Raw genomic sequence first — 14,125 nt, forward strand, 5'->3', positions numbered from 1 at the left:
TGAATCAGCGATTTTACGCCTTGGGAATCCCAAAAATCACACTTCTGCCAAAGTAGTGCTAGAGTACGCGGCTGCGGATAAGCGCAGTTTGCGGCAGCGAGGCCATAATGGCCCTTATCTCAGTCAGACCCAACTCCGCCCACCGAGACCGGCACGTATCTTGAAAATGGACGAACCTGATCCGATCGACGTCTTTTGTGTCGTCAGCGACGTTTTCAAAAACCAACGTTACTGTATCCGAATCATCGTACGCATAAGTACATCCGCGGGGCAGGAACACCTCGTTCCGAGCTGGGGGGCGGAACGCAGCAATGCGCATCCTCAGCGCGCTTACTTGACTGCCACTTAATTGAATTTTCTCAGTTTTTACAAGTTTCCCGGTTGGGTTGCGCGATTCCACTACGATGATCCCGTTGGGTCGAAACTCCAACGTTAAGCTCGATGCTCCCTTGGCGTTGCTGGCCATGCCAATTGCGAAGGACTCATTGGTGCCCAGCGGCTCAAGCGGAGCGTTTCCATCTCCCATTGCTTCACGAAATTTGAGCTGAGGCGACCTTTCACAACTCATTAGCAAAACCGCAATGAAGATGAACAGTTTCCTCATGCAAGCGAGATTGCACCGGCAGCCGAACGTCTGCAAGGGGCGCATCCTGCCGTTGGCATTTGCCCGAGCCCCTAGAATTCCGACCAATCATCCTCAGACAGCGCGGCATTGCCGACGCTGCGGGGAGCAGGCGATGGCTTCGGGCGCGGTGGGGCAGCCGGAGTGGGCGCGGGCACGGCCGCAAGGGGGGCTGCTGGAACTGCCGCCGGCAGAGGCGCTGCCCGCACTGGCGCCGGAGCGGGAGCGGATGCGGGTATGGATGCAGGTGCCGGGGCGGCTGCGCGGGAGGTGACAGGCGCACGCGCCATGCTCTGCCCCCCGGCGAAACGGAACTTGCCCAGCTCGCGGGCCATCACCCCGGCCTGATCGGCCAGGTTGCGCGCGGTTGCCGTCGCTTCTTCGGCCATGGCGGCGTTCTGCTGGGTGATCGAATCGACATCGCGCACCGTGGCGTTGATCTGGCCCAGTGCGCCGGCCTGCTCGCTCGACGTGCCGGTGATGCGCTGCATCACATCGTTGATTTCGCCCACGCTGGCGGCGATCCGTTCCAACGCGTCGCCGGTGGCGGTGACCAGGCCCACGCCGTTGGAAACCTGTTCGGTGGAACTGCCGATGCGGGCGCGGATGTCGCGCGCGGCATCCCCGGCCCGCTGCGCCAGGGCGCGCACTTCGCTGGCGACCACGGCGAACCCCTTGCCGGCATCCCCGGCGCGGGCCGCTTCGACGCCTGCGTTCAGGGCCAGCAGGTTGGTCTGGAACGCAATAGCGTCGATCACCCCGACGATCTCGGCAATTTCCTGCGAGGATTTCTCGATCGCGGCCATCGCCTCGATCGCGCGCCCGACCACGTCGCCCGATTGGCGCGCCTCGTCCAGCGTGGTCTGCACCATGGTGCTGGCATGGCCAGCTTCCTGCGCCGATTTCTGCACGCTTTCGCTGATCTGGCGCAGTGCCGCGGCGGCTTCCTCAACGGCCGCCGCCTGCTGCTCGGTGCGGGTGGACAAGTCTTCCGATCCCGCCAGGATTTCCGAAGACCCATTGGCCACCTGCTCGGCAATGCCGCCAACCGAGCGCATCGCGCCGGCCATGGCATCGACTGCCGCGTTGAAGCTGGTGCGCAGGCACTCGTAGTCCTGCCGGAACGCGCGCGTCAGCCGGCAATCGAGATCACCCCCGGCCAGCCGCTCCAGCCCTTCGCGCAGCGCGTCGACCACCGCGGAGGTTTCGGCCTGGCTCTGCACCTGAATCATCAACGCATCGCCGCCATCGATCTGGATCGGCGTGAGCGTCACCAGCATGCGCAGCGGCTGCCCGTTGCGATCGACATTGAGCCACTCGAAGCGCGCAAAGCCGTTGCGCTGCGCTTCGGCCAAGCGCTCGCCAACATGCTCGGAAGAAGGGCGGCCATCGGCCTGGCGTGGCGCGGCCAGGGCATCGGGCGTGGCGCCGATGATCTCGTGCCGGGTGCGTTGATAGACCCGCTCGGCCGCCGCGTTGCACAGGGTGAAGCGGCCGTTCTGGAGCAAGAGGAAGCCATCGGCAGCGTGTTCGAACACGGCCTGCGCGAAACGGGTTTCAAGTGGAACGACAACGCGCCTTTTGAACATGCAACCTTTCCCCGGTTCCGCCGTCTGGAATGACAGGGAGCGGCGCTATCACCCCCGCGCTCAAACGGGCCTTAAGCCAAGGCCACGTAAAGGCCCGTGGGGGTCGCTTCAGGCTTGCCTCATCCCCGTGTCAGATCAAGGCGATAGCCGATGCCGGGTTCATTACGCAGCGCCGATTGGCCGGGCGGGCGATCGCTTTCCAGCTTGCGCCGGATACCCCGCGCGGCCACGCGCAGATACTCGACATCGGTTTCGTGGCCCGGCCCCCAGATCGTGCGCAGCAGTTGCGCATGAGTCACCACGCGGCCGGGATTGCCCGCCAATTCGGCCAGGAACGCATATTCCTTGGGCGCCAGATGCACTTCGGCCCCGCCCTTGCGCACCTGCCGCGCGGCCAGGTCGATCTCCACGTCGGCAAAGCGCAGCACGGCCTGCCCACCCGGTCCACCGGCCAACCGGGCGCGATGGCGCAGCGCCGTGCGCACGCGCGCCAGGATTTCCTCTGGATCGAACGGCTTGGTCACGTAATCGCTCGCCCCCAGATCGAGCGCAGCGACCTTTTCCGCCGTAGCGTCGCGGGCGGACAGCACCACCACCGCCACGCCGGCTGCGACCAGTTGCGGCAGGATTTCCAGGCCGTCGCGATCGGGCAAGCCCAGATCGAGCAAGGCCAGGTCGGGTGCCCGCGCAGCGCGCTCGGCCAGGGCCTGGGCCGCACTGCCGGCCTCGCTGACGCCATAGCCGGCGTGGCTTAGCGTCTGGCGCAGCAGCGCGCGGATGGCCGGATCATCATCGATCAGCAAAACGCCCGCGCTGCCGCCCTCGCCCGGCCCGCTCATGCCGGCACCACCACGGGACGGATCAGCGCCGGCGGCACGTGCAGGGCAAAGCGTGCGCCGCCATCGGGCCGGTTCGCAGCCGTTACGCGCAGCCCCATCGCCTCGGCAAATCCTTTGACGATCGCCAGGCCCAACCCCGTGCCACCCTGCCGATCCGAGCCTTCCAACCGCGTGAACATGCCGAAAATCCGCTCCTCCTCGCCGGCCGGCACGCCCGGCCCGCGGTCGCACACCGCCAGTTCGACGCCGCCCTGGGCGTCGGCCCCGGCCTCCACGCGGATGCCCCGCCCGCCGCCGTGGCGCGCGGCATTGTCGATCAGATTGATCAGGCAGTGGTGCAACAGGCGCGGATCGGCCAGCACCAGCGGCAGGTCTTCGGGCACGGCACGCTCGACGCCCGCCGCCGAAACGGCCGGGGCCAGGTGATCGAGCGCCGCGTCACAGGCCTCGGCCAGATCGACCGCTTCCGGCTCGCGCTGCACGGCGCCGATTTCCAGGCGCACCATCTCGATCAGGTTGGCCACGAAGCGATCGAGCCGCTCCGCCTCGCTGCGCGCGCTGGCCAGCGCCACCGTCTGCGCCGGGCTCAGCGGCCGCAGCGCGCGCAGCGTGCCGAGCACGGTGGTGAGCGGCGTGCGCAGATCGTGCCCGATCGACGAGAGCAGCGCGCTGCGCAGCCGCTCGCGCTCCTGCACCCGGCCCAGCGCGAGTTTCTCTTCCTCCAGCGTGATGCGGGCCAAAGCCAGCCCGGCTTGCGCCAGCAGGCTTTCCAGCAAGGGCGCCTGCGCGCCGTGCAACGGCAGATCGGCATCGGGATTACCCACGCCCACCACTGCCAGCGGCCCCTGCGTGCCGGGCACCGGCATGAACAGCCATTCCGACGCGGTCGGCACCTGCCCGCCCGGCCCGGCGGAGCGCCCGCTGTCGAGGCACCATTGCGCCGCCGCCGCTTCCAGCAAATCCAGCCGGTCCTGCGCCGGGCGCGCAGTGACCAGTTCGACCACCCCTTGCGCATCGGGCACGGCAACCAGCACGCGCACGCCAAACAGCCGCGCCACTTCCTGCGCCAGCATCGCCCACAGCGCGTCGCGCCGCGTCACGCCCATCAGGCGCCCGGCAAATCCGGCCAGCAGCGCATCGCGCCCGGCCTGGGCCTGGGCCAGCATCGCCTGTTGCCGCAGCCGCGCCGCCATCTGGCTACCCACCAGCGCCACACCCAGCAGGATGACCAGCGTGATGAGATGCGAAGGATCAGCCACCGCCAGGGTAAAGCGCGGCGGAATAAAGAAATAGTTATAGCTGAGCGACGACAGGGCCCCCGCCGCCAGCCCCGGCCGCAGCCCCAGCCGGATGGCGGCAAACATCACCGGCACCAGATAGAGCAGGCCAATATCGGCCAGATCGCCCCGCGCCAGCAGCGTCAATCCCAGCAGCGTGGCCAGCCCGACCAGCGCCACCATGGCCAGCAGCCCCGCCGCCAGGCCGCCGCCCTGGTCAGCGCCGGGCGCGGGTGCAATGCTGTGGGCGTGGGCCAGGGTCATGGCACTGGCATGCCGCAGCAAGGGGGGCGCTGTCGAGGGGCAGGCTTGTCACGGCCTGTCAATGCCGCGCGACACATGCGCGCCCGGCGTCCCGCCTTGTGACAAACACGCCGTGAAGCGGCGTAAAGAATGCATAAATTTCGTCGCACGCGGATCGGGCTGGGCGTAGCGGCGCCGCCATGACTGCCATGCCTCTTGCTGCGGGCTCTGATTCCGCAGCCGCGCGCGCCGCCGATGCGCCGGCCCAACCCTGCGAAGTTCAGGACACCGACCACCATGATGACCACCATGGCCAGGGCCTGGTGCCGCTGGCCGTGGGCGCGATCGGGGTCGTGTTCGGCGATATCGGCACTTCGCCGCTCTATTCGCTGAAGGAAAGCTTCATCGGCCACCATCGCCTGGCGGTGGATTCCGATCACATCTTCGGCGTCCTTTCGCTGATGTTCTGGACCATGACGCTGATCGTCACGGTCAAGTATGTCTTCGTGATCCTGCGGGCCGACAACAAGGGCGAAGGCGGCAGCCTGGCACTGCTGGCGCTGATCGGGCGGCAGTTGAAGCCGGGCAAGTGGACCGCGTTCACCGCCGTGCTGGGGATTGTCGCCACTGCGCTGTTCTATGGCGATGCGATCATCACCCCGGCGGTTTCGGTGCTTTCGGCCGTGGAAGGGCTCACCGTGGTGCACCCGGCCTTTGCCGAAGTGGTGCTGCCGATCTCGATCGCCATCCTGATCGGCCTGTTCGCGATCCAGTCGCGCGGCACGGCGGCGGTGGGCAAGCTGTTCGGCCCGGTCATGCTCGTCTATTTCGTGGTCATTGCGCTGCTTGGTCTTGGCGGCATTGTCCGCGCGCCGGAAATCCTGCTGGCGGTGAACCCCTGGTATGCGGTGAAGTTCTTCACTCTCGACCCGCTGCTCGCGTTCCTCGCGCTTGGCTCTGTAGTGCTGGCGGTGACCGGCGCGGAAGCACTCTATGCCGATATGGGTCACTTCGGCCGCCGCGCGATCATGGTCGCCTGGCTGTGGGTGGCGTTCCCCTGCCTGCTGATCAACTATGCCGGCCAGTCCGCGCTGCTGCTGCGCAATCCGGCCATGGTCGAAAACCCGTTCTTCCTGATGGCGCCGGACTGGGCGCGCCTGCCGCTGGTGATCCTGGCGACGCTGGCCACGGTCATCGCCAGCCAGGCGGTGATCTCGGGCGCGTTCTCGGTCTCGCAACAGGCGGTGCAACTCGGCTTCCTGCCGCGCATCCGCATCCTCCACACCAGCGCCAGCGCTGCCGGCCAGGTCTATGTGCCGCTGGTCAATTGGGTGCTTCTGGCCATGGTCATCCTGCTGGTGCTGGCGTTCCGCACCTCCAGCAACCTGGCCTCGGCCTATGGCATCGCCGTGACCGGCACGATGTTCATCACCGCCTGCATGCTCGGCGTGCTGACCTTTGCCGTGTGGAAATGGCATCCGCTGGTCGCGGGCGTGGTGACCGGTACGTTCCTGGTGATCGACGGCGCCTATTTCGCGTCCAACGCCACCAAGATCCCCGACGGCGGCTGGTTCCCGCTGCTGGTGGCGGCGATCACTTTCACCGCGCTCACCACCTGGGCCACCGGCCGGCGCATCCTGCGCGAGCGGCTGGCCGAAGATGCCATGCCGTTCGATCTGTTCCTCGGCTCGGTGTGCGAACGGGTGCGCCGCGTGAAAGGCACGGCGGTGTTCATGGCGTCGACCGTCGAGGGCATTCCCCCTGCCCTGTTGCACAATCTCAAGCACAACCACATCCTGCACGAGCGCGTTGTAGTGCTGACCGTGGTGACCGCCGGGGTGCCCCACGTGCCCGATCACAAACGGCGCGAGGTGGAAGACATGGGCCATGGCTTCTACCGCATGATCGTGCGCACCGGTTTCATGGACGAGGCCGACATTCCCGCCGAGCTGGCCGCCGAGACGCGCGCAGGCGGTCCGTTCAAGCCGATGGAAACCAGCTATTTCCTCGCCCGCCAGACACTGATCGCGTCCAAGCGGCCGGGCATGGCGATCTGGCGCGAAAAGCTGTTCGCGTGGATGGTGCGCAATTCGGAAAGCCCGATGCAGTTCTTCCGCCTGCCCACCAACCGCGTGATCGAACTGGGCAGCCAGTTGGAGATCTAGCACAGCGCATGCTCCCCCTCCTCTTCAGAGGAGGGGGTCGGGGGGTGGTGGATATCAAGCGCGAGGGTTCGCACCACCCCCAGCCCCTCCTCTGAAGAGGAGGGGAGAAAAGGCTCTTTGTGCAATCCCTTATCGCCGGTCTAAAGCGCCACGATGCGGTCCGCCAGCCGCGCCACCTCGTCCTGCTGGTGCGACACTAGCAGAACCGGCAAGGCGAAGGCATCGCGGATGCGGCCGATCAGGGCCATCACCCCTTCCCGCCGCGCCGGATCGAGCGCGGTCAGCGGTTCGTCCATCAGCAGGAAGCGCGGGGCGGACAGCAGCGCCCGGCCGATCGCCACCCGCTGCGCTTCCCCACCCGATAGCGTGTGCGGGCGGCGCCCAAGCAAGGGCGCGATGTCCAGAAACCCGGCCACCTCGTCCAGCCCCAGCACGCGGCGATCGGGCGCGGCGTGGCGCCAGCCGAACAGCAGGTTGTCGCGCACCGTCAGATGCGGAAACAGGCGCAAGTCCTGGAACACATAGCCCGCCGCGCGAGCATGGGGCGGCAGGTCGATGCCTTGGCCTGCGTCGAACAGCACGGTGCCGCCCACCGCGATCCGGCCCGAAACCGGGCGCAGCAGGCCCGCCACGGCATCGAGCGTGCTGGTCTTGCCTTGGCCAGAGGGACCAACCAGCGCGGTAATGCCCGCCGCGCCCGCCACGCGCACGGCAAATTCCCGCTCTCCCCGCGCCAGCACCACGTCGATTTCAAAGGACATGCGCGCCCTTTCCACCCTGGCGGCGGGCGAGCAGTTCCGAGGCGACCAGCGCCACCACCGAGAGCACCACCGCCACCACCGCCAGGCGCCATACCGTGGCATCGCCGCCGGGCACCTGCAACGCGGCGTAGATCGCCAGCGGCAAAGTCTGGGTTTCACCCGGAATGTTGGAGACGAACGTGATCGTCGCGCCGAATTCGCCCAGCGAACGGGCAAAGCCGAGCACGGCGCCCGCGACGATACCGGGCGCGCAGAGCGGCAGCGTGACGCGCCAGAACGTGGCCCACGGCCCCGCGCCCAGCGTGCGCGCCGCCTGTTCCAGCCGGGGATCGACCGCTTCGAGCGACAGCCGGATCGCCCGCACCATCAGCGGCAGGGCCATGATCGCGGCCGCAAGCGCCGCCCCGGTCCAGCGGAACAGCAACGTCACGCCCAGCGCGCGCCACAGCCAGCCACCCAGCGGACCGGCGGGCGCGAAGGCAACCAGCAGCATCCAGCCGATCACCACCGGCGGCAGGACGAGCGGCAGGTGAACCAGCGCATCTAGCAGAACGCGCCCGCGAAAGCGCCCCCGCGCCAAGGCCCAGGCCAGGCCAAACGCGATCGGCAACACGCCGGCAATGGCCACCCCGCTGACTTTGGCAGACAGCGCGACAACGCCCCATTCCTGCGCCGAGAGCAGCATGGCCTGTCAGTGCGCCACAAAGCCGAAGCGGCGGAAGATCGCCTTGCCCTGCGCCGAGAGCAGGAACCGGCGGAACGCTTCGGCATCGGGATGGGTCGAGCCGCTCAGCCGCGCCACGGGGTACGTGATCGGCGCGTGGCTGCCGGCAGGAAACACGCCGACCACTCTCACGCCCGGCTCGGCACGGGCATCGGTGGCATAGACAATGCCCAGCGGCGCGGCACCATGGGCGACCAACGCAAGCGCGGCGCGCACGTTTTCCGCCCGCGCCACCTGGCCCTGCACCAGGCTCCACACGCCCAGCCGTTCCAGCGCCGCTTTGCCATAGCGGCCGGCGGGCACCGCATCGGGATCGCCCATGGCCAGCTTGCCACCGCCCAGCGCGCGCGCCAGCGGAAAGCCCGGCGCCGGATAGAGGCGCAAGGCGCTGCCCGCCGGGGCCACGATCACCAGGGCATTGGTCACCAGCCGGGCGCGGCTGCGCGGGGCGAGCAGACCGGCGCGGGCCACGTCGTCCATCCAGTCTTCATCGGCCGAAACGAACAGATCGGCCGGTGCCCGCGCCTCGATCTGGCGCGCCAGCGCAGAAGACGCCGCAAACGACAGCACCGGGCGCGGATGGCCCAGCGCGGCCCAGCGATCGGCCGCCGCATTCATCGATTCCTGCAAGCTCGCCGCAGCCAGCACCAGTGGCCCTTTGCCGGCCGACTGCGCCTCGGCCGGGGCGAAAGAGGCGGCAACTACTCCAAGCAGGACAAGAAGACGAAGCAAAAGGCGGCCCATGGCATCTCCGCCAGCCCGCAGGCTGTATTTCAAGGGATATATTCAGCAGCCCTACAGGCAGCGGGCGCGAAATGCAAAGCGCGCGGGTTGCGCGCCGGGGGGCTTGCTGCCCGCAGCGGATTGCGCAACAGCACGGGCAAGGTTTGACGATGCAAGGAACAGCAATGCGCGCACGGTTCTGGGCGACGGCCCCAATGGCAATAGTCCTGGCAACGATCCTGGCGGTAGCGCCCACGCTGGCAGTGCCCGCCCTGGCGCAGGCTGCGGCGCAGACGCCCGACATTCCCGCCCCTTGGCGCAGCGTGCCCGATCTGGGCAACCTGCTGGCGCAGGACCGGGTCAGCGGCCCGGCCCAGGCGCCGATCAGCGTGGTCGTCTGGTCGGATCCGGAATGCCCCTATTGCAAGCAGTTTTCGGGCGTTCCCGATGCCGCCATCGCCCGCGCCAAGGGCAAGGCGAACCTCGCCATCCGCATGCTGCCCCTGCCCTTCCACGGCGCGGCGGCGGTGCTCGGCGGCATGGCCGCGCTCTGCGTGGCCGACCAGGGGGGCACGGCGGCCTATTACCGCTTCCTGGGGGATTACTTTGCCCAGACCGGCGGCAACGGACGCGGCCTGCCCGGCGGGCGGGCGGCGGTGGTCGCCCTGGCCCGGCAGGACGGCGCGGGCGATGGCGCCAAGCTCGACGCCTGCCTGCGCAGCGATGACACGCTGGGCCGCCTCTCTGCCGAAGGGGACGCTGCCGAGCGCGCCACCGTGCAGGGCACCCCGGCCGTTGCCGTGCGCAACAATACCACCGGCGAAACGATCATGGTCGATGGCGCGATCGATGGCGAAACCCTGGACGAAGCGATCGCCCTGATGGCCACGCGCAGCACGCGGCGCGGCCCGCCACCGGCCGATTATTCGCGTTGATCCAGAACGAGCCAAGCCTTCCCGCGAATCAGGCTTCAAACGCCAAGATTTTGCGCTAAACGGCGCCATGGACCGTATAGATCGTAAGCTGCTCGCCACGTTGCAGGCGGATTCGCAAAGTTCGCTGGCGCAATTGGCGGACCGGGTGGGGCTATCCAGCTCCGCCTGCCACCGGCGCATGCGCGCGCTGGAAGAAAACGGCACGATCACTGGCTATGGCGCGCGGGTGGACGCGGGCAAGATCGGCCTCAACCTGCATGCGCTGATCGATATCACGCTGGAAAGCCAGAGCCGCGAGGCGATGGAACGGTTCGAGCGCGCCGCGCTGGATTCGACCGAAATCCTGGAATGCTATCTCATCTCCGGCGTGGCCGACTATCGCCTGCGCATCGCCGCGCGCGACATGGCCGATTACGATCGCCTGCACCGCGATTGCCTGGCCCGCCTGCCCGGGGTGAGCGCGATGCACACCAGCTTCGTGATTCGCCCGATCAAGGCGTGGAACGGCTATGCCCTCGCCTGAGCGCGGCGCGCCGGCCCCGCGATGACCATGGCGCGGCGCGGCATCCTGGGCTGGCTGGCCGGGTTGCCGCTGGCCGGTTTGGGCTTGGGCAGCATGGCGCAAGCCGCAGCGCCTGCCTTCCCCCGCACCGCATCTGCCGCCCGGCGCCTGCGCCGCCAGTTGGGTGTGCCCGCACTGGCCGCCGGCTGGCGCAATGCCGGGGATGGCGGCGAAACCTGCGCCGGGCTGCGCATGGCCAGCGCCAAGGAGGCGCCGGTCCTGGCCGGAGATGCCTGGCACTGGGGATCGATCACCAAGCCCGTCACCGCCACGCTGATCGCCCAGGCGGTGGAAGCGGGGGAACTGGCGTGGGACGAACCGCTGGTGACGCGGCTGGCCCTGCCCGATGCCGATGCCTGGCACGGCGTTACCCTGCTGCACCTGCTGTCGCATACGAGCGGCTTTGCCCGGCTCGATCTCGACACCGAGATGGATGCGTTCCCGGCCGACGAGGCCGATCCGCGCGCCAGCCGCGTGGCACTCACCCGCATGACTCTGGCCCGCGCGCCGCAGGCCGCGCCGGGTGCGCGCTTCATCTATTCCAACCGCAATTACGTGGCGGCCGCCGCGATGCTGGAGGCTGCCTGCGGCGCGCCATGGGAAGACCTGCTGCGCCAGCGTCTGTTTCCGGCATCAGGCATGACCGGCGCCGGGTTCGGCGCGCCGGGCACGCCGGGACGGCTGGACCAGCCGGTCGGCCACGCCTGGTGGCCCGGCGAACACGGCACGCCCCATCCTCCGGGGGTGCCGCCCACCGACAATCCGGCGGTTGCCGGGCCGGCGGCAAGGCTCCACGCGCCGATCGCGGCCATGACCGCGTTTCTTGACGCGCACCGCACCCGCGCCCCGTTGCTGCGCGCGGAAACCTGGCAAAGGCTGCACACCCCGCCGTTTGGCGGCAGCTATGCGCTGGGCTGGGTGGTGCGCGCCGACGGCAGCCTGTGGCACGATGGCAGCAACAACCTGTGGACCGCGCAAGTGCTTGTCAGCCCAAGCGAAGCGCGGGCGATCGCCACCAACTGGGGCGATCACCAGCGCCTGGCCACGCCGCTGGAAGCCGCCTTGCGCGCCTGATCAGTCCTGTTCCTGCACCCGCGCCATGGCGATCACCGCACCGGCCATGACCAGCGCGGCCACCAGCATCGTCCACTTCGGCTGGTCGGGAAAGAAGCTGCGCATCACCCCGCCCATCGCCGTCGCCACGATCAATTGCGGGATCACGATGAACAAGTTGAACAGGCCGATATAGATGCCGAACTTGCGCGCAGGCAGCACCCGCGTGAGAATCACATAGGGCATGCCCAGGATCGAGGCCCAGGCCACGCCGACCAGCGCCATCGGCAGCAGCAACCATTGCGCGTCGCGGATCACCAGCAGCAGCAGGAACGCCAGCGCCCCCGCGCCCAGCCCGACCATGTGGGTGCGCACATTGCCGATCCGCCGCGCCAGCACCGGCAGGGCAAAGGCCGCCAGCGCCGCCACGCCGTTGTAGAACGCGAACATCACCCCCACCCAATCGGCCCCGGCATTATAGGCCGCGCCGCTGGTGTCGGTGGCATGGAACACTTCGCGCGTGACCACCGGCGTCGTGTATATCCACAGGATGAACAGCGCCACCCAGGTGAAGAATTGGGCCAGCGCGAGTTGCCGCATCGCGCGCGGCATTTGCGCCAGATCGCTCACCACATGGGCCAAGGCCCCGGTGCTGGCCCGCGCCCGTACCACCACCTGCAACAGGCCAAACGCCACCAGTCCACCGCCCAGCACCAGCAATTGCTTGTCCAGCCCCAGCGCGAGCACCAGGCCCAGCAGCAGCGCCCCGCCAAGCATCCACAGCGCCCCGCGCGCGGGATAGACCAGCGGTTCGTGGCTGGCCGAGTGTTCCGGCTCGTCGGCAAAGGCGGCCATTTCTGCCGGGCTGTATTCCTTCACGCGCAGCGCCGTCCACGCGACGGCGGCAACCATGGCCAGGGCGCCGAGGTAGAAGCTGTAGCGCACCGAGGGCGGGATGACCCCTTCGGGCGCAGTATTGGCAATGCCCATGGCCTTGAACGCCGCCGGCGCCAGGCTGCCGAGCACGGCGCCGGCACCAATGAACCAGGTCTGCAAGGCAAAGCCCTGGGCGCGCTGATGCGGCGGGGTCATGTCTCCCACAAAGGCGCGAAACGGCTCCATCGCCACGTTGAGCGAGGCATCGAGCACCCACAGGAACAGCGCCGCCACCAGCAGCAGCGGCGTGTTGGGCAGGCCCAGCAGCGCCAGCGCCGCCAGAACCGCGCCCGCCACGAAATAGGGCCGTCGGCGGCCAAACCGGCCCCAGGTGCGATCGGACCAGTGCCCGATCAGCGGCTGCACCACCAGCCCCGTCACCGGCCCGGCGATCCACAGGAACGCCAGGTCGTCCACCTTGCTGCCCAGCGCCTGGAAAATGCGGCTGACATTGGCGTTTTGCAGCGCGAAGGCCAGTTGGATGCCGAAAAAGCCGAAGCTGGTGTTCCACAAGCCCCAGAATGTCTGCGCAGGCTTTTGTGCCGAGCCCATGGCGTCCTCTCTTTTCATGTCCTGCCTGCCGCGATGCGCCAGAGTGGCCGCCGGGGCGATATGCATACGAATGCTATGCAGGAGGTTGCGGCAGACTCCTCACCACCCTACCCTCCCGTGCTCGCCCGCACCACGAGCCGGGTGGGCAGCACGGCGGGCGGCGGGATGCGCTCCTCGATCTGCGCCAGCACCGATTCCACCAGCGCTTCCCCGGCCAGGCGAATATCCTGCACCACGGTGGTCAGCGGCGGATTGGCAAAGCCAGCCGCCGGGATGTCGTCGAAGCCCACGATCGCCACGTCTTCGGGCACGGCGAGCCCGGCATCGGCCAGCACGCGCTGCGCGCCGATCGCGATCAGGTCGCTGGCGGCAAAGATCGCGTCGAACGGCACCCCGCGCGAAAGCAGCGTACGCGCCGCGCCGTGGCCGGATTCCTCGGAACTGATCGCGTCGACCACCAGGGCCGGGTCTTGCGACAGTCCGGCAGCGGCCAGCGCGCGCAGCAGGCCGGCGTGGCGCTGCTCGAATTCGGGATAGTGGCTGTCGGCCTGGCCCAGGAAGGCAATCCTCCGCCGTCCGCGCGCGATCAGGTGCTCGCCCGCGAGGCGCCCGGCGCCGAAATTGTCCGATCCCACGGTCGCTCCGATCGTGCCCTCGTCCACCGATCCCCAGCGCACGAAATGCGTGCCGGCCTTCACCAGTTGGCGCAGGCGGGATTCATACAGCGTGTAATCGCCGTAGCCGAGCAGGATCAGCCCGTCGGCGCGGTGACTTTCCTGATAGCGGCGATGCCAATCATCCTCCAGCTTCTGGAACGAAACCAGCAGGTCCAACCCCTTCGCCGCGCAATGCCGCGTGATCGATCCCAGCATCGAGAGAAAGAACGGATTGATGTTCGATTCGTCCGGCGTCGGATCCTCGAAGAACAGCAGCGCCAACGTGTTGGAGCGCTGTGTGCGCAGCGACGAGGCGTTCTTGTCGACGGTGTAGTTCAACTGGCGGGCGATCGCCTCGATTTTCTCGCGTGTCGCCTTGCTCACCGACCTGCTGCCGCGTAGCGCCCGGCTCACCGTGGGCTGTGACACCCCGGCGAGATAGGCGATCTCGAAACTGGTCGGCTTGTTGGATGGCTTGCGCCCCATGG

General features: G+C 68.2%; 13 protein-coding genes. 4 read left to right on the forward strand and 9 right to left on the reverse strand.

The genetic code is table 11. The annotated features are described in order from the left end of the window. Nucleotides 1–58: 58 nt before the first annotated feature. The 4 genes from IE191_RS05230 to IE191_RS05245 form a co-directional block, all read right to left on the reverse strand. Nucleotides 59–604 carry a hypothetical protein gene (locus IE191_RS05230; RefSeq protein ID WP_191323315.1) on the reverse strand — a complete coding sequence of 182 codons (546 nt, stop codon included), beginning with the start codon at nucleotides 602–604 and terminating at the stop codon, nucleotides 59–61. Between the two features lie 71 nt (nucleotides 605–675). Further along, nucleotides 676–2,211, reverse strand: coding sequence for a methyl-accepting chemotaxis protein (locus IE191_RS05235; protein ID WP_191323316.1), 1,536 nt, complete (start codon nucleotides 2,209–2,211; stop codon nucleotides 676–678). A 119-nt stretch (nucleotides 2,212–2,330) separates the two neighbouring features. After that, nucleotides 2,331–3,050 (reverse strand): response regulator, encoded by a 720-nt coding sequence (locus IE191_RS05240; RefSeq protein WP_191323317.1) that lies wholly within the window; start codon nucleotides 3,048–3,050, stop codon nucleotides 2,331–2,333. Further along, a complete protein-coding gene (locus IE191_RS05245; RefSeq protein ID WP_229815123.1) occupies nucleotides 3,047–4,591 on the reverse strand; it encodes a DUF4118 domain-containing protein in 1,545 nt (514 codons plus the stop codon). Before IE191_RS05245 ends, IE191_RS05240 begins: the two co-directional genes overlap by 4 nt. 179 nt (nucleotides 4,592–4,770) lie before the next feature. Between IE191_RS05245 and IE191_RS05250 the strand changes: the two genes are divergently transcribed. Continuing rightward, on the forward strand, nucleotides 4,771–6,735 hold the full coding sequence (locus IE191_RS05250; RefSeq protein ID WP_229815124.1) for a potassium transporter Kup: 1,965 nt from the start codon (nucleotides 4,771–4,773) through the stop codon (nucleotides 6,733–6,735). A 140-nt stretch (nucleotides 6,736–6,875) separates the two neighbouring features. On the opposite strand, the gene IE191_RS05255 is transcribed toward IE191_RS05250, so the two are convergent. Genes IE191_RS05255 through modA form a run of 3 tightly spaced genes read right to left on the reverse strand, consistent with a single transcriptional unit; the run spans nucleotide 6,876 to nucleotide 8,964 of the window. After that, entirely contained in the window at nucleotides 6,876–7,496 is a 621-nt protein-coding gene (locus IE191_RS05255) for an ATP-binding cassette domain-containing protein (protein WP_191323318.1), read from the reverse strand. Then, on the reverse strand, nucleotides 7,486–8,181 hold the full coding sequence (modB, locus tag IE191_RS05260) for a molybdate ABC transporter permease subunit (RefSeq protein WP_373299243.1): 696 nt from the start codon (nucleotides 8,179–8,181) through the stop codon (nucleotides 7,486–7,488). Before modB ends, IE191_RS05255 begins: the two co-directional genes overlap by 11 nt. A gap of 6 nt (nucleotides 8,182–8,187) precedes the next feature. Next, nucleotides 8,188–8,964 (reverse strand): molybdate ABC transporter substrate-binding protein, encoded by a 777-nt coding sequence (modA, locus tag IE191_RS05265; protein WP_191323319.1) that lies wholly within the window; start codon nucleotides 8,962–8,964, stop codon nucleotides 8,188–8,190. A 194-nt stretch (nucleotides 8,965–9,158) separates the two neighbouring features. Between modA and IE191_RS05270 the strand changes: the two genes are divergently transcribed. The 3 genes from IE191_RS05270 (at nucleotide 9,159) to IE191_RS05280 (ending at nucleotide 11,514) form a co-directional block, all read left to right on the forward strand. After that, the gene (locus IE191_RS05270) at nucleotides 9,159–9,878 is read left to right on the forward strand and encodes a DsbA family protein (RefSeq protein ID WP_191323320.1); all 720 of its coding nucleotides are present in this window, start codon (nucleotides 9,159–9,161) and stop codon (nucleotides 9,876–9,878) included. Between the two features lie 67 nt (nucleotides 9,879–9,945). Then, nucleotides 9,946–10,401, forward strand: coding sequence for an Lrp/AsnC family transcriptional regulator (locus tag IE191_RS05275; protein ID WP_191323321.1), 456 nt, complete (start codon nucleotides 9,946–9,948; stop codon nucleotides 10,399–10,401). A gap of 21 nt (nucleotides 10,402–10,422) precedes the next feature. Further along, complete coding sequence (locus IE191_RS05280; RefSeq protein ID WP_191323322.1) at nucleotides 10,423–11,514, forward strand: serine hydrolase domain-containing protein; 1,092 nt, start codon at nucleotides 10,423–10,425, stop codon at nucleotides 11,512–11,514. Here IE191_RS05280 and IE191_RS05285 read toward each other — a convergent pair whose 3' ends face one another. Then, the gene (locus tag IE191_RS05285) at nucleotides 11,515–12,981 is read right to left on the reverse strand and encodes an MFS transporter (protein ID WP_191323323.1); all 1,467 of its coding nucleotides are present in this window, start codon (nucleotides 12,979–12,981) and stop codon (nucleotides 11,515–11,517) included. A 107-nt stretch (nucleotides 12,982–13,088) separates the two neighbouring features. Next, nucleotides 13,089–14,123, reverse strand: a complete 1,035-nt coding sequence (locus IE191_RS05290; RefSeq protein WP_191323324.1) for a LacI family DNA-binding transcriptional regulator — start codon at nucleotides 14,121–14,123, stop codon at nucleotides 13,089–13,091. Between the last annotated feature and the right edge of the window lie 2 nt (nucleotides 14,124–14,125).

Source organism: Novosphingobium pokkalii, assembly GCF_014652855.1.
Taxonomy (GTDB): Bacteria; Pseudomonadota; Alphaproteobacteria; order Sphingomonadales; family Sphingomonadaceae; genus Novosphingobium; species Novosphingobium pokkalii.